The 26,149-nt window shown below is 63.6% G+C and carries 26 protein-coding genes and 1 tRNA gene; 17 read left to right on the top strand and 10 right to left on the bottom strand.

Translation table 11 applies throughout. The annotated features are described in order from the left end of the window. Positions 1–10: 10 nt before the first annotated feature. The 3 genes from secB to SM130_RS00735 are packed head-to-tail and all read right to left on the bottom strand — an operon-like array spanning position 11 to position 1,236. Positions 11–505 (bottom strand): protein-export chaperone SecB, encoded by a 495-nt coding sequence (gene secB / locus SM130_RS00745; protein WP_102823941.1) that lies wholly within the window; start codon positions 503–505, stop codon positions 11–13. 60 nt (positions 506–565) lie between these two features. Further along, on the bottom strand, positions 566–820 hold the full coding sequence (grxC, locus tag SM130_RS00740; RefSeq protein WP_102823940.1) for a glutaredoxin 3: 255 nt from the start codon (positions 818–820) through the stop codon (positions 566–568). A gap of 2 nt (positions 821–822) precedes the next feature. Beyond that, the gene (locus SM130_RS00735) at positions 823–1,236 is read right to left on the bottom strand and encodes a rhodanese-like domain-containing protein (protein WP_014818641.1); all 414 of its coding nucleotides are present in this window, start codon (positions 1,234–1,236) and stop codon (positions 823–825) included. Positions 1,237–1,376: 140 nt separating this feature from the next. On the opposite strand from SM130_RS00735, the gene gpmI reads away from it, so the two are divergent. From gpmI to SM130_RS00715, 4 genes are all read left to right on the top strand, one after another. Beyond that, positions 1,377–2,924 carry a 2,3-bisphosphoglycerate-independent phosphoglycerate mutase gene (gene gpmI / locus SM130_RS00730; protein WP_102823939.1) on the top strand — a complete coding sequence of 516 codons (1,548 nt, stop codon included), beginning with the start codon at positions 1,377–1,379 and terminating at the stop codon, positions 2,922–2,924. Between the two features lie 116 nt (positions 2,925–3,040). Next, positions 3,041–4,297, top strand: a complete 1,257-nt coding sequence (locus SM130_RS00725) for a murein hydrolase activator EnvC family protein (protein ID WP_102823938.1) — start codon at positions 3,041–3,043, stop codon at positions 4,295–4,297. Between the two features lie 71 nt (positions 4,298–4,368). Continuing rightward, positions 4,369–5,688: a S41 family peptidase gene (locus SM130_RS00720; RefSeq protein ID WP_102823937.1), complete on the top strand. Its 1,320-nt coding sequence runs from the start codon at positions 4,369–4,371 to the stop codon at positions 5,686–5,688. Positions 5,689–5,690: 2 nt separating this feature from the next. Beyond that, positions 5,691–6,482: a divergent polysaccharide deacetylase family protein gene (locus SM130_RS00715; RefSeq protein ID WP_272890371.1), complete on the top strand. Its 792-nt coding sequence runs from the start codon at positions 5,691–5,693 to the stop codon at positions 6,480–6,482. 3 nt (positions 6,483–6,485) lie between these two features. Here the strand turns inward: SM130_RS00715 and SM130_RS00710 are convergent, their stop codons facing one another. From SM130_RS00710 to hisB, 7 genes are all read right to left on the bottom strand, one after another. Further along, a complete protein-coding gene (locus SM130_RS00710; RefSeq protein WP_102823935.1) occupies positions 6,486–7,232 on the bottom strand; it encodes a substrate-binding periplasmic protein in 747 nt (248 codons plus the stop codon). Positions 7,233–7,460: 228 nt separating this feature from the next. Then, on the bottom strand, positions 7,461–8,210 hold the full coding sequence (locus tag SM130_RS00705) for a substrate-binding periplasmic protein (RefSeq protein WP_102823934.1): 750 nt from the start codon (positions 8,208–8,210) through the stop codon (positions 7,461–7,463). Positions 8,211–8,296: 86 nt separating this feature from the next. Next, entirely contained in the window at positions 8,297–9,067 is a 771-nt protein-coding gene (gene hisF / locus SM130_RS00700) for an imidazole glycerol phosphate synthase subunit HisF (RefSeq protein ID WP_102824607.1), read from the bottom strand. Between the two features lie 98 nt (positions 9,068–9,165). Continuing rightward, the gene (hisA, locus tag SM130_RS00695; RefSeq protein ID WP_102823933.1) at positions 9,166–9,909 is read right to left on the bottom strand and encodes a 1-(5-phosphoribosyl)-5-[(5-phosphoribosylamino)methylideneamino]imidazole-4-carboxamide isomerase; all 744 of its coding nucleotides are present in this window, start codon (positions 9,907–9,909) and stop codon (positions 9,166–9,168) included. A 36-nt stretch (positions 9,910–9,945) separates the two neighbouring features. After that, positions 9,946–10,206 (bottom strand): DUF2164 domain-containing protein, encoded by a 261-nt coding sequence (locus SM130_RS00690; protein ID WP_102823932.1) that lies wholly within the window; start codon positions 10,204–10,206, stop codon positions 9,946–9,948. Further along, positions 10,207–10,845, bottom strand: a complete 639-nt coding sequence (gene hisH, locus SM130_RS00685; RefSeq protein ID WP_102823931.1) for an imidazole glycerol phosphate synthase subunit HisH — start codon at positions 10,843–10,845, stop codon at positions 10,207–10,209. It abuts the gene before it with no gap. Further along, positions 10,845–11,438 carry an imidazoleglycerol-phosphate dehydratase HisB gene (hisB, locus tag SM130_RS00680; protein WP_102823930.1) on the bottom strand — a complete coding sequence of 198 codons (594 nt, stop codon included), beginning with the start codon at positions 11,436–11,438 and terminating at the stop codon, positions 10,845–10,847. The genes hisH and hisB overlap by 1 nt, the downstream gene beginning before the upstream one ends. 129 nt (positions 11,439–11,567) lie before the next feature. On the opposite strand from hisB, the gene SM130_RS00675 reads away from it, so the two are divergent. The 13 genes from SM130_RS00675 (at position 11,568) to SM130_RS00615 (ending at position 26,044) form a co-directional block, all read left to right on the top strand. Continuing rightward, entirely contained in the window at positions 11,568–12,878 is a 1,311-nt protein-coding gene (locus tag SM130_RS00675) for a nitrate regulatory protein (RefSeq protein ID WP_102823929.1), read from the top strand. 358 nt (positions 12,879–13,236) lie between these two features. Further along, positions 13,237–14,568 carry a CmpA/NrtA family ABC transporter substrate-binding protein gene (locus SM130_RS00670; protein ID WP_102823928.1) on the top strand — a complete coding sequence of 444 codons (1,332 nt, stop codon included), beginning with the start codon at positions 13,237–13,239 and terminating at the stop codon, positions 14,566–14,568. Positions 14,569–14,594: 26 nt separating this feature from the next. Continuing rightward, positions 14,595–15,464 carry a nitrate ABC transporter permease gene (gene ntrB / locus SM130_RS00665; protein WP_102823927.1) on the top strand — a complete coding sequence of 290 codons (870 nt, stop codon included), beginning with the start codon at positions 14,595–14,597 and terminating at the stop codon, positions 15,462–15,464. Between the two features lie 11 nt (positions 15,465–15,475). Continuing rightward, the gene (locus SM130_RS00660) at positions 15,476–16,258 is read left to right on the top strand and encodes an ABC transporter ATP-binding protein (protein ID WP_038655938.1); all 783 of its coding nucleotides are present in this window, start codon (positions 15,476–15,478) and stop codon (positions 16,256–16,258) included. An 89-nt stretch (positions 16,259–16,347) separates the two neighbouring features. Then, positions 16,348–16,746 carry an aspartate 1-decarboxylase autocleavage activator PanM gene (gene panM / locus SM130_RS00655; RefSeq protein WP_102824606.1) on the top strand — a complete coding sequence of 133 codons (399 nt, stop codon included), beginning with the start codon at positions 16,348–16,350 and terminating at the stop codon, positions 16,744–16,746. A 196-nt stretch (positions 16,747–16,942) separates the two neighbouring features. Next, on the top strand, positions 16,943–19,168 hold the full coding sequence (locus SM130_RS00650) for an AsmA family protein (protein WP_102823926.1): 2,226 nt from the start codon (positions 16,943–16,945) through the stop codon (positions 19,166–19,168). Continuing rightward, positions 19,165–20,232, top strand: a complete 1,068-nt coding sequence (mutY, locus tag SM130_RS00645; protein WP_102823925.1) for an A/G-specific adenine glycosylase — start codon at positions 19,165–19,167, stop codon at positions 20,230–20,232. Before SM130_RS00650 ends, mutY begins: the two co-directional genes overlap by 4 nt. After that, a complete protein-coding gene (locus tag SM130_RS00640; protein ID WP_102823924.1) occupies positions 20,229–20,501 on the top strand; it encodes an oxidative damage protection protein in 273 nt (90 codons plus the stop codon). Before mutY ends, SM130_RS00640 begins: the two co-directional genes overlap by 4 nt. Before the next feature lie 92 nt (positions 20,502–20,593). Beyond that, positions 20,594–20,669, top strand: a tRNA-Phe gene (locus tag SM130_RS00635). 395 nt (positions 20,670–21,064) lie between these two features. Further along, positions 21,065–21,844 carry a substrate-binding periplasmic protein gene (locus SM130_RS00630; RefSeq protein ID WP_102823923.1) on the top strand — a complete coding sequence of 260 codons (780 nt, stop codon included), beginning with the start codon at positions 21,065–21,067 and terminating at the stop codon, positions 21,842–21,844. A gap of 363 nt (positions 21,845–22,207) precedes the next feature. Continuing rightward, the gene (locus SM130_RS00625) at positions 22,208–22,687 is read left to right on the top strand and encodes a thermonuclease family protein (protein WP_102823922.1); all 480 of its coding nucleotides are present in this window, start codon (positions 22,208–22,210) and stop codon (positions 22,685–22,687) included. 168 nt (positions 22,688–22,855) lie between these two features. Then, the gene (locus SM130_RS00620) at positions 22,856–24,991 is read left to right on the top strand and encodes a TonB-dependent receptor (protein ID WP_102823921.1); all 2,136 of its coding nucleotides are present in this window, start codon (positions 22,856–22,858) and stop codon (positions 24,989–24,991) included. Positions 24,992–25,276: 285 nt separating this feature from the next. Beyond that, positions 25,277–26,044: a substrate-binding periplasmic protein gene (locus tag SM130_RS00615; protein WP_102823920.1), complete on the top strand. Its 768-nt coding sequence runs from the start codon at positions 25,277–25,279 to the stop codon at positions 26,042–26,044. Positions 26,045–26,149: the final 105 nt, after the last annotated feature.

Below are 26,149 nucleotides of genomic sequence, written 5' to 3'. Positions count from 1 at the left end.
TCCGTATGGATCAGTGAGCGGTGGCAGGTGCTTCGCCGGCGCTCTGCATACGCGTCATTTCCTGGGCGTAGAGTGCGTCGAAGTTCACCGGAGCCAGCATCAGCGCCGGGAAGGAACCACGGGTCACCAGGCTGTCCAGCGCCTCACGGGCGTACGGGAAGAGGATGTTCGGGCAGAACGCGCCAAGCGTATGGCTCATCGCGGCGGCTTCGAGCCCCTTGATCAGGAAGATCCCTGCCTGCTGCACTTCTGCGATGAAGGCTACTTCTTCGCCGGTTTTCACAGTAACCGAGAGGGTCAGCACAACTTCATGGAAGTCGCCCTCAAGCGCCTTCTGCTTCGTGTTCAGGTCCAGCGCGACACTCGGATTCCATTCCTGACGGAAAATTTCCGGGCTTTTCGGCGCTTCGAAGGACAGGTCACGGACGTAGATGCGCTGTAGCGAGAATTGTGCGCCCTGTTCGGCCTGCGATGCTGCGCCGCCGTTGTTAGCTTGTTCGGTCATTTCTGCAACCTTCTATCCAGTTGTGCGTGTCGTTATTGATGTTTGCGGACCCGCCGGTGCTCAAGCCTTCAGCAACGGGTCGAGACGTCCGGCGCGCTCTAGAGCGTGCAGCTCATCGCAGCCACCGACGTGCTGGTCGCCGATCCATATCTGCGGCACCGAGGTACGCCCCGCCTTGCTGGCCATTTCGGCGCGCAGGGACGGGTTGCCATCCACGGGGATTTCCTCGTAGGTGACACCCTTGCGATCGAGCAGCGCCTTGGCACGAATACAGAACGGGCACCAGGCGGTGGTATAGATGACGACGTTGGGCATGATTACTTGACCACTGGCAGATTGTCGCCGCGCCAGCTGGAAATCCCTCCCGACAACTTGGCGGCGGTGAAGCCTGCCTTCTGCAGCTCACGGCAGGCCGTTCCGGCGTGCTGCCCCATGGCGTCGACCACGATGATGGTCTTGGCCTTGTGCTTTTCCAGCTCGCCTGTGCGGCTGACCAGCTTCTCGTAGGGAATGTTCAATGCATCGACGATATGGCCGGCGTCGAACTCCTTCTTGACGCGCACGTCCAACACCACGCCCTCACCACTATTGACCAGTGCGGTCAGTTCGCGATTGCTCAGGCTCTTGCCACCCTTGCGTGTCTCGGTGATGAACAGAAGGATCAACAGCACCACGAACAGGCTGCTGAGTACATAGTGGTTAGAGACAAATTCAATCAGGTTAGCGAGCATCAACGGGTACCCGGACGATAAAATGCGGGCCAGTATACACAGCCCCTCCGACCGGCTGAACCCTGATGATTCGTGACCTCGCCCCGGCCAGCCAGTAGACTGGCCGCCCTTTTCCGCCCCCGTGCAAGGAGCCCGAAAGCATGCCCGTCGCCCCTACCGCCGCGCCCAAACCCCTGGTACTGATCATTCTCGATGGCTTCGGGCACAGCGAAAACCCCGAGTTCAACGCCATTCATGCCGCGCACAAGCCGGTCTATGACAGCCTGCTGGCCCGCCAGCCACACGGACTGATCTCCGGTAGCGGCATGGACGTAGGCCTGCCGGATGGGCAGATGGGCAATTCCGAGGTCGGGCACATGAACCTCGGTGCCGGTCGGGTGGTGTATCAGGACTTCACCCGAGTGACCAAGGCGATCCGCGACGGCGAGTTTTTCGCCAACCCGACTATCTGCGCCGCCGTCGACAAGTCCGCGGCTGCCGGCAAGGCAGTGCACATCCTCGGCCTGCTCTCCGACGGCGGCGTGCACAGCCACCAGGATCACCTGGTCGCGATGGCCGAACTGGCCGCCCAGCGCGGCGCCGAGAAGATCTACCTGCATGCCTTCCTTGACGGCCGCGACACCCCACCGAAGAGCGCACAGCATTCCATCGAACTGCTCCAGGGCACCTTCACCCGCCTGGGCAAGGGCCGCATCGCCAGCCTCATCGGCCGCTACTTCGCCATGGACCGCGACAATCGCTGGGACCGTGTGCAGCAGGCCTACGAGCTGATCGTCGACGGCAAGGCCGAATACCGCTCCGACTACGCAGTGGATGGCCTGATCGCTGCCTATGAGCGCGGCGAAAGCGACGAATTCGTCAAGGCGACCACCATCGGCGAGCCGGTGCGTGTCGAAGATGGCGATGCCGTGGTGTTCATGAACTTCCGCGCCGACCGCGCCCGCGAATTGACCCGCTGCTTCGTCGAACCCGGATTCAAGGAATTCGAGCGGGCCCGGGCGCCGCAACTGGCCGAGTTCGTCATGCTCACCCAGTACGCCGCAAGCATCCCCGCGCCATCAGCCTTCGCCCCGGAAGCGCTGACCAACGTACTGGGCGAGTATCTGGCCAACAACGGCAAGACCCAGCTGCGTATCGCTGAAACCGAGAAATACGCCCACGTCACCTTCTTCTTTTCCGGCGGTCGCGAAGAGCCGTTCCCCGGCGAGGAGCGCATTCTGATTCCGTCGCCACAGGTCGCCACCTACGATCTCAAGCCGGAAATGAGCGCGCCCGAGGTCACCGACCGCATAGTCGATGCCATCGAGAACCAGCGCTACGACGTCATCGTGGTCAACTACGCCAACGGCGACATGGTCGGCCATACCGGCGTGTTCGATGCCGCAGTCAAGGCGGTGGAGTGCCTGGATAGCTGCGTAGGACGGATCGTCGAGGCGCTCGACAAGGTTGGTGGCGAAGCGCTGCTGACCGCCGACCACGGCAACGTCGAGCAGATGGAAGACGTCATGACCGGCCAGGCACACACCGCGCATACCTGCGAGCCGGTGCCTTTCGTCTATATCGGCAAGCGCAACGTCTCCATCCGCGCAGGCGGCGTGCTGGCCGATGTTGCACCGACCATGTTGACCCTGCTCGGCATGCCGGTACCGTCCGAGATGACCGGCCGCTCGATCATCGAGCTGAACTGATCGCGCAAGGCGGGAAGCGGATGGCGTCAGCCGCCGCTTCCCGCTACAGGCTTCAAGCTTCAAGCTTGCTTTTTAGGCATACTACGCCGGTCATAACGCTCGGTTGACGCCCTCCAATGCCTCGTACTTTTCTCGCCCTCGCCTTCCTCTGCCTGCTCGGCCCCGCCGTAGCGGACGAACGTGCTGCAGCGCGGCAGCAGATCGAAGCCGCTCGCCAGGACGTTGCCGAACTGCAGAAGCTGCTCAAGCAGATCGAGCAGGAGAAATCCGGTGTTCAGAAGCAGCTGAAGACCACCGAAAGCGAACTGGGCCAGCTGGAAAAGCAGGTCGATACTCTGCAGCAGGAAATCGACCGCAGCGAGGCGGAGCTGGAACGCCTGAACGACGAGAAGACCACCCTCGAGGGCGCCCGCCTGGAGCAGCAGCGACTGATTGGCCTGCAGGCCCGCGCCGCCTACCAGAACGGTCGACAGGAATACCTCAAGCTGCTGCTCAACCAGCAGAATCCGGAAAAATTCAGCCGCACCATCACCTATTACGATTACCTCAACAAGGCTCGTCTCGAGCAGCTCGACAATTTCAACGAGACCCTGCGCCAGCTGGCCAACGTCGAAGCCGATATCGCCACGCAGCAAAGCCTGCTGGCGGAGAAGAAGGATGGCCTGCTCGAGCGCCGCAATCAGCTCGCCGAGGTGCGCAAGGAACGTCAGCAGACCCTCGCCAAGCTCAATAGCGATCTCTCCAGCCGCGAGCAGAAGCTGCAAGCCCGCCGTCAGGAGCAGGCCCAGTTCGAGCGCGTGCTCAAGACCATCGAAGCGACCCTGGCCCGCCAGGCGCGCGAAGCCGAAGAAGCGCGACAGCGCGCTCTGCTAGCCGAGCGCCAGCGAGAGCAGCAGCGCCAGGCAGCCGGCGCAGCGCCGGCACCGAGCGGGCCTACGGTGTCCAGCGCCGGCGGCAACTTCGGCGGGCCGTTCTCCCAGGCCAAGGGCAAGCTGCCATGGCCGGTCGATGGACGTCTCGTCGCCCGCTACGGCACTCCGCGCGGCGGCGACGCTCGAACCAAGTGGGACGGCGTACTGATCGGTGCCAGCGTCGGCACGCAAGTCCGCGCCGTGCACGGCGGCCGGGTAGTATTTGCCGACTGGCTACGTGGCGCCGGGCTGCTGGTGATTCTCGACCACGGCAATGGTTACCTGAGCCTGTATGGTCACAACCAGAGCCTGTTGCGTGACGCCGGCGACATCGTCAAGGCCGGCGATCCGATCGCCACGGTAGGCACCAGCGGCGGTCAGGAAACCGCTGCACTGTATTTCGCCATTCGGCAGCAGGGCCGCCCCAGCGACCCCGCCCAATGGTGTCGCGCGCAAGGCTAGCGAGTTACGGTATTCGGTCCTGCCGAGCCGCCCGCATTGCCAAGCGCGCCCTCTCATAACTGGAGTTCGACATGTTGCACCTGCGCCGTTTCGCCCGCCCATCCACGCTCGCCCTGGCCATATTGCTGGGGATGCACGGCGGCGCCTGGGCCCAGCAGCCACCGGCGGAAGCTGCGGCGCCGAGCTCCAAGGCCCCCTTGCCACTGGATGAACTGCGCACCTTCGCCGAGGTGTTGGACCGCATCAAGGCCGCCTATGTCGAGCCGGTGGATGACAAGACCCTGCTGGAAAACGCCATCAAGGGCATGCTCAGCAATCTCGACCCGCATTCGGCGTATCTGGAGCCCGAGGCGTTCGCCGAGCTGCAGGAAAGCACCAGCGGCGAATTCGGCGGCCTCGGCATCGAGGTCGGCATGGAAGACGGATTCATCAAGGTCGTCTCGCCGATCGACGATACCCCGGCATCGAAGGCCGGTATCGAAGCCGGCGACCTGATCGTCAAGATCGATGGCCAGCCAACCAAGGGCCTGTCGATGATGGACGCCATCGGCAAGATGCGCGGCAAGCCGGGCAGCAGCATCAGCCTGACGCTGGTGCGCGAAGGCGGCCAACCATTCGATGTGAAGCTGACCCGCGCGGTGATCAAGGTGCGCAGCGTCCGCAGCCAGATTCTGGAGCCCGGCTACGGTTACCTGCGCGTCACCCAGTTCCAGGTCAATTCCGGCGAGGAAGTCGGCAAGGCACTGGCCAAGCTGAAGAGGGACAACGACGGCAAGAAGCTGAACGGCTTGGTCCTCGACCTGCGCAACAACCCCGGCGGCGTACTGCAGGCAGCAGTCGAGATTTCCGACCACTTCCTCACCAAGGGCCTGATCGTCTACACCAAAGGCCGCATCGCCAATTCCGAGCTGCGCTTCAACGCCGACCCGGGCGATGCCAGTGAGGGCGTGCCACTGGTAGTACTGATCAATGGCGGTAGCGCCTCGGCATCGGAGATCGTTGCCGGCGCGCTGCAGGATCACAAGCGCGGCGTGGTGATGGGCACCGACAGCTTCGGCAAGGGCTCGGTACAAACCGTGCTGCCGCTGAACAATGATCGCGCGCTCAAGCTGACCACCGCGCTGTACTACACCCCCAACGGCCGTTCTATCCAGGCCCAGGGCATCGAGCCGGACATCAAGGTCGAGCGCGCCAAGCTGACCCGCGAGCAGGCCGCCGATGGCTTCCGCGAGGCCGATCTTGCCGGCCATCTGGGCAACGGCAACGGCGGCCCGGACCGCCCCACCGCCACCCAGATCGCCAGCGACTCGCCGCGCCCGCAGGACGACGACTACCAGCTCGGTCAGGCATTGAATCTGCTCAAGGGACTGAACCTCACCCGCGGCCAGTGAAGATGGCAGGCTGGGCATCGGGCCTGGCGCTATTGGTGATGCTCGCCAGCCAGGCGCTATACGCCAGCGAGCCCGCAGCCGCGCCGGAGCATACGCCGAGGCCCCGGCTGACCCTGATAATCGACGACCTCGGACAGAACCCGGCACGCGATCGCCGCGTGCTGCAACTGCCGGGACCGGTAGCCCTGGCAATTCTCCCTGACACCCGTCACGCAGCTGCGCTGGCCGAGCAGGCCCATCGCGCCGGCAAGACGGTCATGCTGCACATGCCGATGGCGCCCGCTCAGGGCCGTTTCGCCTGGCGTCCTGAGCTGCCGCATGACGAACTGGCCCGCCGCCTCGACGCTGCGCTGGCTGCGGTACCGCATGCCAGCGGCCTGAACAATCACATGGGTAGCGCCATGACTGATCAGGTACAGCCGATGAGCTGGCTGATGGGCGAGCTGCAGCGCCGCCACCTGTTCTTCCTCGACAGCCGCACCAGCCCGCGTACCGTGGCCGCTGCCAGTGCACAGCGCGCGGCACTGGCCAGCCTGTCGCGAGATATCTTTCTGGACGACAACCCTTCGGCAGAGGCCGTAGCCGAACGCTTTCGCGCCGCAATCGCACTGGCGCGCAAACAGGGCTCGGTGGTGATCATCGGGCATCCCCACGAGAGCACTCTGGCCCTGCTGGAGCGCGAGTTGCCACGACTGTCGGCGCAGGGCATCGAATGGGTCGATGTGGGGCAGATGATTGCCACGCGCAGCAACCGGGCGATGGCCGCTCATGGCCGCGGTGGCATTTACCGCTGAGCCTCAGAGATAGCGCTGCAGCATTGCGTCCACCGTGCCGTCGGCGCGCATCGCATCCAGCGCCCGTTGCAAGCGCTCGACCACTTCGTCCGGCGTCGCGCGGTTGAGCGCTAGGAACAATCGCGCCTCATTGAAGCGCAGCACCGGCTTCAGGCCAGTCACGCCTTCCTGCTTGGCCAGATAGGGTCCCACCGGATCAGCTGTCGCCCAGACGTCGATCTGCCCCTTGAGCAGCTTGCCAACGTTCTCCTGGTCGCGCAGCGAGTTGATCGGTGCCAGTCCCTTGCTTTCCAGATGCTGACTCACCGCATCGTTCTTATAGGCACCGATGCGCAGGTTGCGCGCTTCGTCCAATCCGGACAGGCGTAAAGGACTGTCGGCTGGCGCGAGCAGGACCCAGCTGATGCTCGCCAGCGGGCCGACCCACTTGAACTGTGGCTCACGCTCGGCGGTGAAGGTAGTGGAAAAGAGTCCCTGGTCAGGCTGCTCCTGTACCTGTTTATAGATGCGATCCCAAGGGAAACGCAGGCTCAGCTCATAACGGATCTTCGCGCGGCGGAACATCTCGCGCACGATGTCGGCATTGATGCCGTGGATCTTCGCATCGGCGGCGTAGTTCTTGCCGTCTTCGGCCATGTTGAATGGTGGAAAATTCTCGGTCAGCAGCACGACGCGGTAGTCGTCAGCCAGCTCGGCGTGCGCCTGGGTGCAAAGCAGCAGTGTGATGGTGGCAAGGATTCTTTTCAGCATGGCTCGTTCCCTCGTTCTGGATTCCTCGATCCGCCCTCCGCGGATCATGGCCGAACCGGTCGAAAGCAAGATGCGAACCAGCACAGCGCTGCAGCAGCGTAGTCCAGAAAGCGCGATACAGAAGGAACGATTGACGCGCTAGAACGGCGCGAGATGGATGGGTAGCGCACCCTACCGGCGCGCCGCCATCACATTACGCTCAACGCAGGGCGCGCTGAGCGAAGGGGATCAGAGGTAACGTGCGTTGATCGCGTCGATCACGCCTTCGCTGCGCATCTGGTCGAGCGCCTTTTGCAGCTTCTGCACGGTTTCGTCAGCGACCTGCTTGTTCAGCGCCAGGTACAGCTCCGCATTGTCGAAGCGCAGCACACGCTTGAGCCCCGTTACGCCCTCCAGACGCGCCAGGTAACGGCCTGCGGGGTCACCGGTGGCCCAGAGGTCGATCTTGCCGTCGATCAGCTTCTTCACGTTCTCCTGATCGCGCAGGGCAAGCACCGGCTTCAGGCCTTGACCGTCCAGATGCTCAGCGATGGCGTCGCCCTTGTAGGCACCCACGCTGTACTGGCTGGCCTGTTCCAGGCTGGTCAGGTTGATCGGGCTGTCGCCGCGAGCCAGCAATACCCAATCGTCCGGGCCGATCGGGCCGACCCATTTGAACAGCTCTTCACGCTCAGGCAGACGCGCCGTGACGAACACGCCGTAGTTCGGCTTCTCCAGCGCCATGCCGTAGATGCGCTCCCAGGGGAAGCGCAACGTCAGGCTGTAGTCGACGCCGGCGCGCTTGAACATCTCGCGCACGATGTCCACGGCGATACCGCTGATGTTTTCATCGCGGGCGAAGTTCTTGCCGTCAGCCGCCATGTTGTAAGGCGGGAAGTTCTCCGTCAGCAGGTCGATTTTCACCGGTGTCTGCGCGTGGCCCAGCGTGGCGCCGAACAGCAGCGCCGCAGCGGCCATGGAAGCGATTGTCTTGAGCATGCGAGAAATCTCCTGAGTGCCTGTCCGCAACAGCCGCGGACGTGTCCTTGTATCGAGCTTAAGCCTTGTTCAAACGGGCGCCGTAATCAACGCATCACGATGCCGCGGGCAGCCAGATAGGCCTTGGCTTCCGGGATGGTGTACTCGCCGAAGTGGAAAATGCTGGCCGCGAGTACCGCGTCGGCCTTGCCTTCGAGGATGCCGTCGGCCAGGTGCTGCAGATTGCCGACGCCACCGGAGGCGATCACCGGAATGCACAACGCTTCGCTGATGGCCCGGGTGACGCCCAGGTCGTAGCCGCTCTTCACGCCATCCTGATCCATGCTGGTCAGCAGGATCTCTCCAGCGCCCAGGTCTTCCATCTTCTTCGCCCAGGCCACCGCATCCAGTCCGGTGGGTTTGCGCCCGCCATGGGTGAAGATTTCCCAGCGGCCAGGCTCACCCGGCGCAGAGACCTTTTTCGCATCGATGGCGACGACGATGCACTGTGAGCCGAAGCGATCAGCAGCCTCGCCAACGAACTCGGGGTTGAACACCGCGGCGGTGTTGATCGAGACCTTGTCGGCGCCGGCGTTGAGCAGGTTGCGGATGTCTTGCACGCTGCGCACGCCACCGCCCACGGTCAGCGGGATGAACACCTGGCTGGCCATGCGCTCGACGGTATGCAGCGTGGTATCGCGGTTGTCGACGCTGGCGGTGATATCGAGAAAGGTAATCTCGTCGGCGCCCTGCTCGTCGTAGCGGCGGGCGATTTCCACCGGGTCACCGGCGTCGCGGATGTTCTCGAACTGAACGCCCTTGACCACGCGGCCGTTGTCCACGTCGAGGCAGGGAATGATGCGTTTGGCCAGGGCCATGGCTTTCTCCGAAAGCAGCTTCTTCAAGCCGCAGGCTTCAAGCTGCAGGTAGCGTGTAGGGTGGATCGCGCTTCACCGATCCACCGCAGATCAGCGAATCACTCGTCCTTGTACTTCAGGTCGCAAAGCGCCTGCGCTTCGGCCACATCCAGCGTGCCTTCGTAGATCGCGCGGCCAGTGATGGCACCGACGATCCCGCGGGTGTTGGTGTCGAGCAACTTCTGGATATCGCCGATGTTGTGGATGCCACCAGAAGCGATCACCGGGATGCGGCTGGCGTTGGCCAGGGCCACGGTGGCTTCGACGTTGCAGCCCTGCATCATGCCGTCCTTGGCGATGTCGGTGTAGACGATCGCCGAGACGCCATCGGCCTCGAAACGGCGCGCCAGATCGACCGCCTGCACCGTGGAGACTTCGGCCCAGCCGTCGGTGGCGACGAAGCCATCCTTGGCATCCAGACCGACGATGACCTTGCCCGGAAAGGCGCGGCAGGCCTCACCAACGAACTCCGGCTGCTTGACCGCCTTGGTGCCGATGATCACGTAGCTGACGCCAGCGCGCACGTAGTGCTCGATGGTTTCCAGTGAACGGATGCCACCGCCGATCTGGATCGGCAGGTTCGGATAACGCTTGGCGATGGCGGTGACCACCTCGCCATTGACCGGCTGGCCTTCGAAGGCGCCGTTGAGGTCGACCAGGTGCAGCCGACGGCAACCGGCCTCGACCCACTTGGCAGCCATGGCCACCGGGTCATCGGAAAACACCGTGGCATCGTCCATCAGGCCCTGGCGCAGACGCACGCAGGCGCCGTCTTTCAGATCGATAGCGGGAATAATCAGCATGGCTCGAACCTGTTCAAATCAAATGTCGGTTAAGGGTCAGCTCTTCTCGAGTGCCCACAAGTCGCTTTCGATGCTTTCGAACCTTTCCTTCAGGTGCGTCTGCACGTCGAAGATCGCCTTGTTGTAATACAGCGGCGCGATTTCACGGGCGAACAGATCAAGCACTTCCTGCGCCTCGAACGAGCCGAGCTCAAGTTCGAAGCGATCCTCCAGAAAACGCTTGATGACCTGCTGCGCAGCCTGCTCCTGAGCGGCATCCAGCGTCAGGACCGGCGGTTTGAGCTTGGCCCGGCTCATTTACCAGCGGCCATCCCAGGCGGCGAAGTTCTGCAGCAACTGCAGGCCGTGGGTGTGGCTCTTCTCCGGGTGGAACTGCACGGCGAAGCGCGAGCCATCGGCCAGCGCGGCGGCGAAATCGTTGCCGTAGTGGCCGCGACCGACCACCTGCCGCGGGTTGCCGGCCTCGATGTAGTAGCTGTGCACGAAATAGAAGCGGCCATTGTCCGGAATCGCGTGCCAGAGCGGATGGTCGACCACCTGCTTGACCTCGTTCCAGCCCATGTGCGGCACCTTCAGGTGCTCGCCGTCCTCGTGCAGGTCCTTGCCGAAGAAGCGTACCTGGCCGGGGAACAGGCCGATGCAGTCGACGCCGTCGTTCTCCTCGCTGTGCTCCATCAGCGCCTGCATGCCGACGCAGATGCCGAGGAACGGGCGGTCCTGGCTGACTTCGCGGACCAGCTCGTCGAAGCCCAACCGGCGAATCTCCGCCATGCAGTCGCGAATCGCGCCGACGCCGGGAAACACCACGCGGTCGGCTTCACGGATGACCTGCGCATCGCTGGTAATCAGCACACGACCAGCACCGACGTGCTCCAGCGCCTTGGCCACCGAATGCAGATTGCCCATGCCGTAGTCGATGACGGCAACGGTCTGCATTACAGGCACCCTTTGGTGGACGGCATCTGTCCGGCCATGCGCGGATCCAGCTCGACGGCCATGCGCAGCGCGCGGCCGAAGGCCTTGAACACGGTCTCGATCTGGTGGTGGGTGTTCTGCCCACGCAGGTTGTCGATATGCAGGCTCACCAGCGCGTGGTTGACGAAGCCCTGGAAGAATTCCTGGAACAGGTCGACGTCGAAGCCACCGACCATGGCGCGAGTGAAGGGCACGTGCATCTGCAGGCCCGGACGACCGGAAAAGTCGATCACTACGCGCGACAGCGCCTCGTCCAGCGGCACGTAGGAATGCCCGTAGCGGGTCATGCCCTTCTTGTCGCCGATGGCCTTGGTAAAGGCCTGGCCGAGGGTGATGCCGACGTCCTCCACGGTGTGGTGATCGTCGATGTGCAGGTCACCGTTGCATTCGATATCCAGGTCGATCAGCCCGTGACGGGCGATCTGGTCGAGCATGTGCTCCAGGAAGGGCACGCCGATGGCGAAGCGCGCCTTGCCGGTGCCATCCAGATTGATGGTGACCTTGACCTGGGTTTCCAGGGTATTGCGCTCTACGTAAGCCGTACGTTCGGACATCAACAGCTCCGCTGATCGTGGGCGAAAAGGGGCACATTATAGGCGCAAACGCCGCAGCGCGGATACGCGCAGGGCACGCTGGACTGCATCTTGCAGGAACCAGCGCGTCTACCCGCGGAGGTGCCGCCCATGCACGGACGGAAAATGCCTGCGACCCTGCGCTTCATGCTGGCGTCCCGGCGCAGCGAACTGCTCGGCCTGGAAGACCTGGCGCGCACCTGCGAACTGGTCACCGGCATCAGCCAGCTGGTGCACGCACTGCAGAAGGAGCGCGGCTACTCGAACATCTACCTCAGCGGCAACGCCGCCCATCAGCGCCAGCAGCTGGACGTGCTCAGTCTTGAGGCCGAGGCGCTGGAGCGCGACGTGCGGCTGGATCTGGACCGCATCGACCTGGATGCCGTCAGCAGCGCGGACAAGACCCGCCTGTTCACCCGCATCGCCTACGCACTACACAGCCTCGACGAGCTGCCCGCGCTGCGGCGGCGCATCCGCGAGCACGCCATCAGCATGCAGGACGCCACGGCGACGCTGGTGCGGCTGATCGGTGGCTTGCTGGCGGTGGTGTTCGAGGCGGCCGACACCGCTGCCGATCCGGATATCACCCGGTGCCTGGTGGCGCTGTTCAATTTCATGCAGGGCAAGGAACTGGCCGGTCAGGAGCGCGCGCTCGGTGTGGTTGGCTTCGCCAGCGGTTATTTCCGCGCCGACATGCTGGAGCGCCTGGAACACCTGCTCGAAGGCCAGGAGCGTTGCTTCGCCACGTTCAATCGTTTCGCCAGTGACTCCGCACAGGGGCTGTGGCAGTCGCTGTGCGCCAGCGAGATCAACGTCCAGGCATGCCGGCTGCGCGACATCGCGCGCCGAACCAGCCCGGGCGCGGCGGTCGAAGCGCAGCTTTGCGAGCTCTGGTTCGAGCTGCACACGCACCGCATCGACGCGATGAAGCAGGTCGAGATGCGCCTCGAGCAGGATCTGCTGCTGCAATGCCGCTACAGCATCGAGCGTATCCGCAAGGACCTGCAGAGCCATCGCAAGCTGCTCGACGGCATCGCCGACATGCACGCCGCAGCCGAGCAGGCCAAGCTGTTCAGCGTGCAAGCCAGTGATCTCGACACGCCACCGCCGGACGGCATGACCGCGATGGTGGCGCGCTCCACGCTGGAGCTGCTGCTGACGCAGAGCGTGCGCCTGCAGGGCCTCAATGAAGAGCTGCGCGAGGCGCGGCAGGCGTTGGACGAGCGCAAGCAGGTGGAGCGCGCCAAGCAGCAACTGATGCGCCAGCAGGGCTTCTCCGAGGCCGAGGCCTATAGCTGGCTGCGCCAGGCAGCAATGAATCAGGGCCTGCGCCTGGAGGAGGTCGCCCAGCGCCTGCTGGCACTGGCACAGCCCGCCGAGCGCGCCCCGGCCCGCACCCTGGGCCAGCGCTCCAGGCACTGAAAACAGGCACGCATCACCCTCTGCCAGCCGGCCTGCCCCTCGAATGTGCATCCGCCTCTACGATTGGCAGCGCGCCAATCGCGGTCAATATCAACGATATCGGTCGCAATGTTGCACCAGAGCTAGGCGTATGACCGATGCAAGTGCTTGATTTGCCGGTGACCATCAGCCAATTCGAGGTCGCGAAACGGCATGCCACCCGCCGCGCGAGCACTTCTGGCACAGCTTTCGCAATGACTCCTGCAAGGCTGGTTCATGCCGGCTTTCACAACTGATCATCAGGACAACGGTGTCCACGCTCTCCGGCTCAAGCCGGTTGGTGTGGCGCCGTTTTTTTTCGCCCAAAGGAAACCGGACCATGACCGACAAGCCGAACAACGATCAGCCCAGCAGCGTCACGCTGGCCTCGCGCCGCAGCTTTCTCAAGCACTCGATCATCGCCGCCAGCGGCGTCGCCCTGTTCGGCGGCATGTCTCTGGGCACGCGTTCGGCCGCCTGGGCGGCGGGCGGAGACGTGGAAACCAGCAAGGCCAAGCTCGGCTTTATCGCCCTGACCGACGCCGCGCCGCTGTTCGTCGCCGCCGAGAAGGGCTTCTTCGCCAAGTACGGGATGACCGAAGTCGAGGTGCTCAAGCAATCGTCCTGGGGCACCACCCGAGACAACCTGGTGCTCGGCTCGGCGAAGAACGGCATCGACGGCGCGCACATCCTCACGCCGATGCCCTACCTGATCAGCGCCGGCACCGTCACGCCGAACAACCAGCCGGTGGCCATGTCGATCCTGGCGCGGCTGAACCTGTCCGGTCAGTGCATTTCGGTAGGCGAGGAATATCGCGATTTGAAGATCGGCCTCGACAGCACCCCATTCAAGGCCGCGCTGGAAGCGAAGAAGGCCAGCGGCAAGAAAGTCAGCGCAGCGATGACCTTCCCCGGCGGCACCCATGACCTGTGGATGCGCTACTGGCTGGCGGCAGGTGGCATCGACCCGAATGCCGATATCAACACCATCGTCGTGCCGCCGGCGCAGATGGTTGCCAACATGAAGGTCGGCAGCATGGATACCTTCTGCGTCTGCGAGCCGTGGAACGCCCAGCTGATCAACCAGAAGATCGGCTACACCGCCAACACCACCGGCGAGCTGTGGCACAACCACCCGGAAAAGGCCTTCGCCCTGCGCAGCGACTACGTGGCGGCCAACCCCAACGCGGCCAAGGCGCTGACCATGGCGATCATGGAAGCCCAGCAGTTCTGCGAGAAGCCGGAGAACAAAGAGGAAGTGGCGAAGATCTGCTCGCAGCGCAAGTGGATCGGCGCGCCCTACAAGGACATCGTCGACCGCATGAAGGGCAACTTCGCCTACGGCACCGGCAAGGTCATCGAGAACCATCCCGAGCAGATGCGCTACTGGGACGACCACGCCTCCTACCCGTTCCAGAGCCATGACCTCTGGTTTCTTACCGAGAACAAGCGCTGGGGCTACCTGCCCACCGACTTCGACAGCCAGGCGCTGATCGCCAAGGTCAACCGCGAGGACATCTGGCGCGCCGCCGCTGGCGAGCTGAACCTGCCCGCTGAGCTGATCCCTGCCTCCACTTCCCGCGGGATCGAGAAATTTTTCGACGGCAAGCTGTTCGATCCCGAGAACCCGCAAGCCTATCTGGACAGCCTGACCATCAAGGCCATGGCCTGATAACCGCAACCCGCGAGGAAAAGCCCATGAATGCCAACGTCAAACTGCAGCCCGCCAGCGCCGAGCCGGTATCCATCGTCCGCCCTTCGCAGCTCGCCACGCTGGCTCGGCGTAGCGGCCGCTATGCGGTGCAGCAGCTGGTGCCACCCCTGGTGATCCTGCTGGTACTCGGCATTATCTGGGAAATGCTCTGCTCCGGCGCGGACGCCGCGCTGCCGCCGCCCTCGCAGGTGGTCGCCGAAACCTGGGAGCTGATCATCGATCCGTTCTACGACAATGGTGGCAACGACGTGGGCCTGGCCTGGCAGCTGCTGGCCAGCCTGCAGCGGGTTGCGGTCGGTTACCTGCTGGCGGTGGTCGCCGGCGTCGGCCTCGGCGTGCTGATCGGCCAGTCCGACTGGGCCATGCGCGGCCTCGATCCGATTTTCCAGGTCCTGCGCACGGTGCCGCCGCTGGCCTGGCTGCCGCTCTCGCTGGCGGGCTTCCAGGACAGCCACCCCTCAGCGCTGTTCGTCATCTTCATCACCGCGATCTGGCCGATCATCATCAATACCGCGGTGGGCATCCGCAACATTCCGCAGGACTACCGCAACGTCGCCCAGGTGCTGCAGCTCAACGGTTTCGAGTACTTCAAGATCATCATGCTGCCGGCCGCCGCGCCGTACATCTTCACCGGCCTACGCATCGGCGTCGGTCTGTCGTGGCTGGCGATCATCGCCGCGGAAATGCTCATCGGCGGCGTCGGCATCGGCTTCTTCATCTGGGATGCGTGGAACGCCTCGCGCATCAGCGACATCATCCTCGCGCTCGTCTACATCGGCGTGATCGGCTTCGTGCTTGATCGCCTGGTGGCCTTCGTCGGTCAGCGCATCACCCGCGGCATTCCGGCCAACTGAGGAGCAACGCCATGAGCTATCTCTCCATCGAACATCTGGACAAGAGTTTCGTGCGCGGCAACCTCGCCTCGCAGGTGCTCAAGGACATCAACCTGAACATCGCCAAGGGCGAGTTCATCTCCATCATCGGTCACTCCGGTTGCGGCAAGTCGACCGTGCTGAACATCGTCGCCGGCCTGCTCGACCCCAGCCTCGGCGGCGTGATCCTCGACGGCAAGGAAGTCCGCGGGCCGGGCCCGGATCGCAGCATGGTGTTCCAGAACCACTCGCTGCTGCCCTGGCTGACCGTCTACGAGAACGTCGAGGTGGCGGTGAACAAGCTGTTCAAGCGCAGCATGAACAAGCGCGAACGGCGCGAGTGGATCGAGCACAACCTGGCGCTGGTGAACATGAGCCACGCACTGAACAAGTATCCGCAGGAAATTTCCGGCGGCATGAAGCAGCGCGTCGGCATCGCCCGCGCGCTGGCGATGAAGCCCAAGGTGCTGCTGCTCGACGAGCCCTTCGGCGCGCTGGATGCACTCACCCGTGCGCACCTGCAGGACGAGGTGATGAAGATCCAGAAAGACCTGGGCAACACCATGATGATGATCACCCATGACGTCGATGAAGCCGTGCTGCTCTCCGATCGCATCGTGATGATGACCAACGGCCCCTCGGCAACCATCGGCGAAATCCTCGAGGTGAAGCTGCCGCGCCCGCGCGACCGCATCGCCCTGGCCGACGACCCGGAGTACAACCACTATCGCCGTGCGGTGCTGAGCTTCCTCCACGAGCGGCATCGCCTGCACTGACGGGACGCGCCAACCGCCGCCGTCTCGTGCGCTGACGGCGGTTCGGCGTATCCTTGCCGGCACTTCTGCTCAGCCGTCGCAAGGTCGCCATGCCCGTCTACGTCGAATCTGTCACTCAGCCCAGCTCGCAGGACCTCAGCGACCTGGCGAAAATCTATGCCGATGCGCCCGGGTGGCTGCTGACGCCCTATGCCAGTGCCGAAGCGCTGATCGAGGCGGCGCTGGCCGATGGCAGCCTGATCGCCGGCCGCTTCAACGACCGCCTGCTTGGCGCTGCCCTGTTGCAGCGCGGCGACGATGCCTGGCGCCTTTCGCACCTGTGCGTACGCAAACTCACCCGCAAGCGCGGCGTCGGCCGCCGGCTACTGGAAGAAACCCAGCGCCAGGCCAGCGAAGCCGGCAAGCCGCTGCGCCTCGCAGCCCCCGCCGGTCATCTGGAAGCCAGCGCCCTGGCCGCGCGCACCCATCTGCCGCTCGATCCGCTCTAGGTTTCGATGGTGGGCTAAAGCCCACCCTGCTCCCTGCAGTCACCCGAACCCGCAGCAGGACGCTCCGGCCTGTACCGCGGGCACCTGCGGAACCCGCACCCTCGATGCCACTCCAACGCCGACCGCGTTCCCGACAAGCGCAGGCACGGGGCTATACTCGGCACTTTTCAGATCGCTCATCTACAAGGACTCGTCCATGAAATCGCTCGGCAAAATCCTGGGTCTGGTCTTTCTCGGGCTGTTGCTGATCCTGGTGGCGGCAGGCTTCGCCCTGACCCACCTGTTCGATCCCAACGACTACAAGGACGAAATTCGCGAGCTGGCACGCAGCAAGGCCGGCCTCGAACTGGACATCAAAGGCGACATCGGCTGGAGCCTGTTCCCCTGGCTCGGTCTGGAGCTGCACGAAACCACCCTAGCCAGTGCACAGACGCCCGAGCAGCCTTTCGCCGACCTGCGCATGCTCGGCCTGTCCGTGCGGGTAATGCCGCTGCTGAGCCGCGAAGTGCAGATGAGCGACATCAAGGTGAACGGCCTCAACCTGACGCTGAACCGTGATGAAAAGGGTCGCGGCAATTGGGAGGGCGTCGGTCAGCCAGCCAAACAGCCAGAGCAATCCGCGCAAACCCCGAAGGCCAATGAGCCAAGCCCCGAACAGGCCGATGAAGCGCCAGCTTCGCGCAACAAGCCGCTGACGCTGGATATCGATAGCCTCACCGTCAGCGACGCGCGGGTCACCTACCACGACGCCAAGACCGGCCAGCAGTACAGCGCCGAGAGCATCGAACTGACGACGGGCGCTATCCGCGAAGGCAGCTCGATTCCGCTCAAGCTCAATGCGTTCTTCGGCAGCAATCAGCCGGTCATGCGTGCGCGTACCGAACTGCAGGGCGCGCTGCGCTTCGACAACCAGCTCAAGCGCTACCAGTTCGAAGACATGCGCCTGTCCGGCGAGGCTTCCGGCGAACCGCTGCAAGGCCAGACGCTGACCTTCAGCGCCCAGGGCCAGCTGCTGGTCGACCTCGCCGCACAGATTGCCGAATGGAACAGCCTCAAATTCACCGCCAACCAGCTGCGCGGCCTGGGCGAACTGAAGGCGCGCGATCTGGACAAGGAAGCGAAGATCAGCGGCGCACTGACCGTGGCGCAGTTCAACCTGCGCGAATTCCTCCAGGGCACCGGCCAGAAACTGCCGGCAATGGCCGATGGCGCAACGCTGAGCAAGGCCGAGCTGGTCAGCCGCCTGAGCGGCACGGCCAACAGCCTGGCGTTTGAGGAGCTGACCCTGAAGCTCGACGACAGCACCTTCACCGGCCGCCTCGCCATCAGCGACTTCGCCCGCCAGGCGTTGCGCGTCGACCTCAAGGGCGATCGCCTCAACCTCGACCGCTACCTGCCGCCGCCGAGCAAGGAGCAGGCGGCCGAGGCGGCGCGCAAGAGCGAGGTCAAGAGCACCCAGGCCAGTGCAATCGGCAGCGGCACCACGCCCCTGCCCAATGCACCGACCCAGCAAGCCTGGAGCGATGCAGCATTGCTGCCGCTGGCCCAGCTGCGCAAGCTCGACACCGAGGTCAACCTGGCCGTTGGCAGCCTGACCGCTATGAAAATCCCGCTGGACGGCTTCAACCTCAAGGCACGCACCCGCAACGGCCTGCTGACCCTGCAGGAAATGCGCGCCGGGTTGTACGGCGGTCGCCTGGATGGCTCCGCCAGCCTCGACGTGCGCCCGCCCCAACCGCTGTTGACGGTGCAGCACCGCTTCAATGGCGTGCCGGTCGAACGCCTGCTGGAAAGCCAGGGCGAGGAAGTGGTGGTCAAGGGCCTGTTGAACCTGGATGCCGACCTGCGTACCCAGGGCAACAGTGAAAAGGCCTGGATCGACAACCTCAACGGCAAGGTCGGCTTCGTCATCGATAACGGCATGCTGGTCGATGCCAACCTCGAGCAGCAGCTGTGCCGGGCCATCGCCACCCTCAATCGCAAACCGCTCACCAGCGACCCACGCAGCAAGGACACGCCGTTCCGCGAACTCAAGGGCAACCTGACCCTGCGCAACGGCGTCGCCAGCAACCCCGACCTCAAGGTCAGCATTCCCGGGCTTACGGTCAACGGCAACGGCGACGTCGATCTGCGCGTGCTGGGCATGGACTATCGCGTCGGCATCGTCATCGAAGGCGACAAGGGCGCCATGCCGGACCCGGCCTGTCAGGTCAACGAGCGCTACGTCGGTATTGAATGGCCGCTGCGCTGCCGTGGCCCGCTGGAGTTGGGCGCCAAGGCCTGCCGCTTCGACAACGACGCCCTGGGCAAGGTCGCCGCACGGCTAGCGGGCGAGAAGCTCAACGAGAAGATCGAAGAGAAGCTCGGCGACAAGGTCAGCCCGGAACTCAAGGACGCGCTCAAGGGCCTGTTCAAGCGATGAGTCCGGAGCAATTCGGCGCGGCGGTCCTCGACTGGTTCGACCGTCACGGCCGCAAGGATCTGCCCTGGCAGCAGAACATCACGCCGTACCGGGTCTGGGTGTCGGAGATCATGCTGCAGCAGACTCAGGTCAGCACCGTGCTCGGTTACTTCGACCGCTTCATGGAGGCGCTGCCCAGCGTCGAGGCGCTCGCCATCGCCGAGGAAGATGAAGTGCTGCACCTGTGGACCGGCCTCGGCTACTACAGTCGCGCACGCAATCTGCACAAGACCGCGAAGCTCATCGTTGCCGAGCACCGCGGCATATTCCCGGCGAATGTCGACCAGCTTGCCGAATTTCCTGGCATAGGTCGCTCCACAGCGGGCGCCATCGCCAGCATCAGTCTGGGCCTGCGCGCGCCGATCCTCGACGGCAACGTCAAGCGCGTGCTGGCCCGCTACGTCGCCCAGGATGGCTATCCCGGCGAGCCGAAAGTCGCTCGCCAGCTGTGGGAGGTAGCCGAGCGCTTCACCCCGCAGCAGCGCGTCAATCATTACACCCAGGCGATGATGGATCTCGGCGCGACGCTGTGCACCCGCAGCCGGCCAAGCTGCCTGCTCTGCCCGCTCAAGGTTGGCTGCCGTGCCCACCTGCTGGGGCGCGAAACCGAGTTCCCAGTGCCCAAGCCGCGCAAGGCGCTGCCGCAGAAGCGCACGCTAATGCCACTGCTGGCCAATCGCGACGGCGCCATCCTGCTTTACCGGCGCCCGTCTACCGGCCTGTGGGGCGGGCTATGGAGCCTGCCTGAACTGGACGACCTCGCCGCGCTCGATCCGCTGGCCGAGCGTCACGCCCTGCAGCTGGAGGAACGCCGTGAGCTGCCAGGGCTGACCCACACCTTCAGCCACTTCCAGCTGGCCATCGAGCCCTGGCTGATCAGGGTCAAGTCCGCGCCCGACGCCGTGGCCGAGGCCGACTGGCTCTGGTATAACCTCGCCACCCCGCCGCGCCTCGGCCTTGCCGCGCCGGTAAAGACACTGCTCAAGCGCGCCGCCGCTGAATTGCATGCAGGAGAAAATCCATGACCCGCACCGTGAACTGCCGCAAGTACAACGAAGAACTCCCCGGCCTCGAGCGCCCGCCGTTTCCAGGCCCGAAAGGCGAGGACATCTACAACAACATCTCCAAGCAGGCCTGGGATGATTGGCAGAAGCACCAGACGATGCTGATCAACGAGCGCCGGCTGAACATGATGAACGCCGAAGACCGCAAGTTCCTCCAGGGCGAGATGGACAAGTTCTTCTCCGGCGAGGATTACGCCAAGGCCGAAGGCTACGTTCCGCCGAGCGAATGACCCTGGATTGCGCTAAGCGCCCGTCCGGATTAAATATTTTTCCGGACCACGCTTGACAGGCAAAAGCCAAATCCGTCTAATAGCGCCCCGTTGCCCAGGTAGCTCAGTCGGTAGAGCAGGGGATTGAAAATCCCCGTGTCGGCGGTTCGATTCCGTCCCTGGGCACCACTAATACCGAGAAACCCCAAGCGAAATTAACCTCCTTGGGGTTTTTTATTGCCTGCGATTTGTGCCAGCGGCCCGCTATGATCCAGCGGGACCTGTGCGGAACAGCTCAAGCTCGTGTGCTCACGCATGCGCAAGTGCGCGGCAGCCAGGCCTGCAATCTCGCGTCATCTTCAGCTCCTCGCTGCCTAGATCGGATTAGGATCGATACCCGCGCCACGCCGCGTGCGAGAGCCGCAACTCCAGCACCCACACCGCTCGCAGCGGATTGCACCTCAATCACCTCGACGCTCTGACTTGGTTTTGCGCTAGGCTGATGCTTACGGGGCGGGCTTGAGCACGATGCCCCAGCGGCATCGAACTGCAAAGGAACGCCGCGCAGCGCAAGGAGCCGAACGGTGCATGGGATTTTCTCGATTCTGCTGATATGGCTGTTGTCGGCCACCACCCCGGCCGGTGCGGCACAGTGGCGTTTCGTAACCGAAGACTTCCCCCCGTTCACCTATCCGGCTGACACCCCAGTTAGCGAAACTGCAGGCGTTGCCGCGGCCGGCCCGTTTGTCGAGGTGGTGCATGCGATCTGCGCGCGCTTGCAGCACCAATGCACGATCACCTTGTATCCCTGGCGGCGAGCATTTCGCCTAGCGGAGCAGGGCCAGGTCGATGGCATCTTCACGCTGACCCGCTCACCGCAGCGCGAGCAGGTATTCCACATCAGCCGAATGCTGGTCACTTCCCGCTACAGCGTGTTCGCCCAGACTGACAGCAGCTTTGTCTTCAACCATCCCAACGATATGACGGGCCGGCGGGTTGGCGTCTATGGGCCATCCGGAACCTCCTACGTACTGTCCGAACGCCTCAAGTCGGTGCCTGACGTGCGTTTTCACCTCACCGCCGACAACCGCCGACTCTTGCGCATGTTGCAATCCGGCCGCTTTGGGGTGGAAGGCGTGGCGGTGCTCAATCAGGATGTCGCCTGGCACCTGATCGAGGACGAACGTCTCAAGGGCATACGCGAGGCTGGGGAATTGGGCCCGATCAGCTACGGCATCGGCCTCTCCCGCAAAACAGTGAGCGCGGCACAGTTCGAAGCCTTCGAACAGGCGCTGGACGCGGCTATAGGGGATGGCACGGTGCCGGCAATTCTGCGCCGCCATAAACTCGAAGCCGCGTACTGAGCGACTCACAACACCGCGTTTGCAACTGCATGGCGGGCGCGAGCGGCTGCCGTCGGCACCAGGCGTCGAAGAAACATTTAAATCGGCATCGGCAGCGTCTGCTAGCTACTCCCCCTGTGGCGGCTCAACGTATAGCTGGCTGATAAGCCCTTCCCCCGCGAGCCATGGTGCACGCTCAGCCCCACTCTCCAGTCCGAGGCGCAGAACGACAGCTAAGCCGCCCTGCGGCTCGGTGTAATCCATCCAGCGTCCACGACCAGCCGCCAGTTCGCCAACGCAAGCCAGACCATCTGAGACCTGGCTCAGATTCGGTTCGCGACCAGCCTGTTACCCTCGCCCGCCCCGAATTGCACGAATGCCGTCATGCTCCGCTACCTACTTGCCGTCCTGCTCGTCACTGCCCTGCCTGCCTCTGCCGAATCGTTCGAGTGCCGGGTGATCGGCATCGCTGATGGCAACTCGTTCAGCTGCCGGACCGTCGAAGGCGACCGGATCCGGATCAGGCTGGCCGAGATCGACACGCCGGAGCTGAGGCAGCCTTACGGCAGTCAAGCTCGACAGACACTCTCCAGCTACGTCTTCGGCAAGAACGTCGAGCTAACGGTCCAGGGCCGCGATGAGCTTGGCAGGACCCTGGCGCGGGTCAAGGTCGCCAATGTCGACGTGAACTCGGAGATGGTCAGAACGGGCGCAGCCTGGGCGTACCGCGGCCATTTGAAAGACCGCACGCTGCTTGACCTGGAAGCCGTCGCGCGCGAGTTCAAGCGCGGCCTGTGGTCGTTACACAAGTCCGAGCAGCAGCCTCCATGGGAATGGCGCAAGAACATGCGCAGTAGCCGCTAGTTGGTGGCACCTGCCACGAGCCTGCTCGGACCTGACAATTCCAGATCGGCCGCAAACAGTGCCCTGGCACCAGCAGTGTTTATCGCTGACTATCAGATAGTAATGAAATAGATTCGCATTTAGCTTACATTCACGCTCCCTTTATAAATCCAACTCAGGGAGTTCCACGTGCTTTGCAGAACCAGTCTGTGCCTGTCCATCTCGCTTGCATCTCTTTCACTCGGGTCTTCGCTGGCCGTCGCGGCAGATGAGGCGACGGAGCTTGAAACGGTCACCATCAGTGCAACGCGGGCCAGAAGCGAAGCAGGCAAGACTCCGCAGAAGATCACCGTGATCGACCGCGAGCAAATCGAACAGCAGCTGGCGATCACCGCGGACCATGGCGCGATCCTGAGCAATCTGATTCCTTCCTATTCGCCGAGCCGGCAGAAGATGAGCAGCGCAGGTGAAACCTTTCGGGGTCGCTCAGCGTTGATCTTGATCGATGGCGTACCGCAGTCGACGCCGCTACGCGACAGTCAGCGCGACGGCTATGTCATCGACCTGTCGATGGTCGAACGTATCGAGGTGATTCATGGCGCCAGCGCCGAACACGGCCTGGGTGCGACCGGCGGGATCATCAACTATGTCACCCGCCGCCCAGCCAGTGGAGCGTTGCGCCAGCACACGGGGGTCAGTTTCACCGCACCGGGCAGATATGAATCCGAAGGGCTGGGCTACAAGCTGGATTATCGTGTCGAGGGCACTCAAGGCGATTTCGATTACCTTGCCGCCGCAAGCTGGCAGAGCCAAGGCATGTTTTACGACGCCAACGGCGACCTGATCGGCGTGGATGACACCCAGGGCGACGTAATGGACTCGACCAGCACCGACCTGCTGCTCAAGCTCGGGTACTGGCTAGACGACAATCAGAACATCGGCCTGATGGTCAATCGCTACCAGGTGGAGGGCGAGCATGAATACGTCAACGTCCCCGGCGATGCCGACGCCGAGATACCCGCTACGTCGCGCAAAGGCAGTCCGCAGGGCAAGGCACCGCAGAACGAGGTGCTGGCCACCAGCCTGTCGTACAAACACGCCGACCTGTACGGCAATGAGCTGGGGCTGCAACTGTATACGCAGCGATTCCGCGGCCGCTTCGGCGGCGGTACCAACGACAGCTTCCAAGACCCCAGCATCGCGCCAGCGGGGACGCTCTTCGATCAGTCGCAAAATGAGTCGGACAAGATCGGCGGCAAGCTGACGATCAGCCGCGACGGCATGCTCGACAACCGCCTGATGCTCACCGGCGGCCTCGACGTGCTGCAGGACACCACCAGCCAGCAACTGATCCTCACCGACAGGGAATGGGTGCCGGAAACGGTATTTCGCAACTACGCCCCATTCCTCCAGGCAGAGATCCGTGTGCTCGATCAACTTACGTTGCATGCCGGCGTGCGGCACGAGTTCGCCGACCTGGACGTGGACAGCTTCAAGACCATCGCGTCCACCAATCCCGGGCTGGGTGGCGTAAACGTCGAAGGCGGTAACCCGACATTCGAGGAAACGCTCTACAACGCCGGCGTGGTATGGCAGATGGCCGACTGGGTACAGCTGTTTGCCAACTATTCCGAAGGCTTCGGCATGCCGGATGTCGGCCGCGTGCTGCGTGGAATCAGCGAGCCGAATACCAGCGTAGACAGCTTCCTCGACCTGCAGCCGGTCGTAACCGAGAACCGCGAAATCGGCTTGCGTCTGAATCACGGGCCATTCGATGCGGAGCTCAGCTATTACGAATCCAACGCGGATCTCGGCTCGCGTCTGAATAGCGTCGGCGGGGTCTATCAGGTTCGCCGCGAGCGCACCGAGATCGATGGTATCGAGCTCACCGGCGGCTGGCAGGTGAACAAGGCGCATCGCCTGAAGGTGATGTACGCCCAGGTCAACGGCCAGTCCGATACCAACGGCGACGGCAAGGTCGACACGGACCTCGATGGCGCGAATATCGCGCCGGATCGTTACGGCATTAGCTGGCAGGCAAACTGGAGCGGCAAGCTGCACAGCCTGCTGCAGGCCAACCACTACGCCAGTCGCGATTTTGATACGCCTGGGCTGGAGTTCGACGGTTACACCCTTGTCGACGCCTCTCTGGGCTATCGCCTTCCAGTCGGTGAGGCCAGTCTTGGAATCGAGAATCTGTTCAACGAAGACTATCTGACCTACTACTCGCAGGCGGCCAACACGGGCACGAAGATCACCCGCGATGGGCGGGTGTTCAATGGCCGTGGACGGACCCTCACCCTCGGCTATCAGCTCAGTTTCTAAGGTTGTAGCGCGTTACATCGACCCTGCGGCCTGCTTCCAACGCACTGCGCGGTGGTAAGACTGCTTTGGCAGGCGCGCCATCGCCGTGTGAGAAAGCCCTGACGGGCCGGCACGGCCACGGCTCGACTCGACTCGTAGTTCCGCGCACAGTCGCGCGGCCCCCGCCGTAACGCAGCGACCGCGAATTGACTGCCCAACGCGGTCGCGCCGCTAGCGACAACACGTTAGCCTGCACGCTACGGACAAACGCGACGGCAGCGACGCCAATTGCCTGGAGCGACAGCCATGCCTTTATTCCGGATCGCGACGTCGCTCGCGTTCGCCTTGGCGATCAGCGATAGCCACGCCGAACAGCTGCAATTCGTGACCGAAGACTTCCCTCCATTCACCTATGCCCAGACGAGCACCGACGACGACATCGTTGCCGGCCCCTTTGTCGAAATTGTCGCGGCCGTGTGCGCGAAGCTGCAGATCGACTGCCCGGTGCAACTACTGCCCTGGCGTCGCGCATTGGCGCTGGCCGAGGCCGGTGAAGCCCAGGGCATCTTCACAGTGATCCGCTCGCCGGAGCGCGAGCAGGCGTTCCATCTCACCCGCATGCTGGTGACTTCGCGCTACGGTGTGTACGCCCGCACCGCCAACCGTTTCGTGTTTCACCATCCGCAGGATCTGGCCGGTCGAACGGTAGCGGTCTATGGGCCATCCGGCACCTCGTTCGTGCTCGGTCAACACCTGACCAGGGTGACCGATGTACAGCTGATCCTGGAGTCCGATAACCGCCGGCTGATGCGCATGCTGCAGGCCAAGCGCTTCGGCGAGCAGGGTGTGGCGGTGGTCAACCAGGATGTCGCCTGGCATCTGATCGAACATGAGCAGCTGACGGATATCCACGAGGCAGGCGAACTGCAGGCGGTTTCCTATGGCATCGGGCTTTCTCGTGAAGCCGTGAGCGTGGGTGAGTTCCAGCGCTTCAATGAGGCATTGGAGGGGCTGGTCGGCGATGGCACAGTCGCCCGCATCCTGCGAAGCCATGGCCTGGAGCCGGCATTTTAGGCGGCTCACCTCAGCCAATCGCAGCCCGCCCCGATATTTCTCTGAATCATTCCGCGCTTCGAGCCGTCTACCCAGAAGGCAGCGTTCGGGCAATCCGGAGGTTTC

It is taken from the genome of Stutzerimonas stutzeri (assembly GCF_038561965.1).
GTDB classification, from domain to species: domain Bacteria; phylum Pseudomonadota; class Gammaproteobacteria; order Pseudomonadales; family Pseudomonadaceae; genus Stutzerimonas; species Stutzerimonas stutzeri_AA.
The sequence above is the reverse complement of the archived record's forward strand: the minus strand, read 5'-3'. Positions and strand labels throughout refer to the sequence as shown.

Excerpts from the sequence above, each read along its gene's own strand:
- secB (WP_102823941.1), bottom strand. The coding sequence starts at position 505 with ATGACCGAACAAGCTAACAACGGCGGCGCAGCATCGCAGGCCGAACAG.
- grxC (WP_102823940.1), bottom strand. The coding sequence starts at position 820 with ATGCCCAACGTCGTCATCTATACCACCGCCTGGTGCCCGTTCTGTATT.
- SM130_RS00735 (WP_014818641.1), bottom strand. The coding sequence starts at position 1,236 with ATGCTCGCTAACCTGATTGAATTTGTCTCTAACCACTATGTACTCAGC.
- gpmI (WP_102823939.1), top strand. The coding sequence starts at position 1,377 with ATGCCCGTCGCCCCTACCGCCGCGCCCAAACCCCTGGTACTGATCATT.
- SM130_RS00725 (WP_102823938.1), top strand. The coding sequence starts at position 3,041 with ATGCCTCGTACTTTTCTCGCCCTCGCCTTCCTCTGCCTGCTCGGCCCC.
- SM130_RS00720 (WP_102823937.1), top strand. The coding sequence starts at position 4,369 with ATGTTGCACCTGCGCCGTTTCGCCCGCCCATCCACGCTCGCCCTGGCC.
- SM130_RS00715 (WP_272890371.1), top strand. The coding sequence starts at position 5,691 with ATGGCAGGCTGGGCATCGGGCCTGGCGCTATTGGTGATGCTCGCCAGC.
- SM130_RS00710 (WP_102823935.1), bottom strand. The coding sequence starts at position 7,232 with ATGCTGAAAAGAATCCTTGCCACCATCACACTGCTGCTTTGCACCCAG.
- SM130_RS00705 (WP_102823934.1), bottom strand. The coding sequence starts at position 8,210 with ATGCTCAAGACAATCGCTTCCATGGCCGCTGCGGCGCTGCTGTTCGGC.
- hisF (WP_102824607.1), bottom strand. The coding sequence starts at position 9,067 with ATGGCCCTGGCCAAACGCATCATTCCCTGCCTCGACGTGGACAACGGC.
- hisA (WP_102823933.1), bottom strand. The coding sequence starts at position 9,909 with ATGCTGATTATTCCCGCTATCGATCTGAAAGACGGCGCCTGCGTGCGT.
- SM130_RS00690 (WP_102823932.1), bottom strand. The coding sequence starts at position 10,206 with ATGAGCCGGGCCAAGCTCAAACCGCCGGTCCTGACGCTGGATGCCGCT.
- hisH (WP_102823931.1), bottom strand. The coding sequence starts at position 10,845 with ATGCAGACCGTTGCCGTCATCGACTACGGCATGGGCAATCTGCATTCG.
- hisB (WP_102823930.1), bottom strand. The coding sequence starts at position 11,438 with ATGTCCGAACGTACGGCTTACGTAGAGCGCAATACCCTGGAAACCCAG.
- SM130_RS00675 (WP_102823929.1), top strand. The coding sequence starts at position 11,568 with ATGCACGGACGGAAAATGCCTGCGACCCTGCGCTTCATGCTGGCGTCC.
- SM130_RS00670 (WP_102823928.1), top strand. The coding sequence starts at position 13,237 with ATGACCGACAAGCCGAACAACGATCAGCCCAGCAGCGTCACGCTGGCC.
- ntrB (WP_102823927.1), top strand. The coding sequence starts at position 14,595 with ATGAATGCCAACGTCAAACTGCAGCCCGCCAGCGCCGAGCCGGTATCC.
- SM130_RS00660 (WP_038655938.1), top strand. The coding sequence starts at position 15,476 with ATGAGCTATCTCTCCATCGAACATCTGGACAAGAGTTTCGTGCGCGGC.
- panM (WP_102824606.1), top strand. The coding sequence starts at position 16,348 with ATGCCCGTCTACGTCGAATCTGTCACTCAGCCCAGCTCGCAGGACCTC.
- SM130_RS00650 (WP_102823926.1), top strand. The coding sequence starts at position 16,943 with ATGAAATCGCTCGGCAAAATCCTGGGTCTGGTCTTTCTCGGGCTGTTG.
- mutY (WP_102823925.1), top strand. The coding sequence starts at position 19,165 with ATGAGTCCGGAGCAATTCGGCGCGGCGGTCCTCGACTGGTTCGACCGT.
- SM130_RS00640 (WP_102823924.1), top strand. The coding sequence starts at position 20,229 with ATGACCCGCACCGTGAACTGCCGCAAGTACAACGAAGAACTCCCCGGC.
- SM130_RS00625 (WP_102823922.1), top strand. The coding sequence starts at position 22,208 with ATGCTCCGCTACCTACTTGCCGTCCTGCTCGTCACTGCCCTGCCTGCC.
- SM130_RS00615 (WP_102823920.1), top strand. The coding sequence starts at position 25,277 with ATGCCTTTATTCCGGATCGCGACGTCGCTCGCGTTCGCCTTGGCGATC.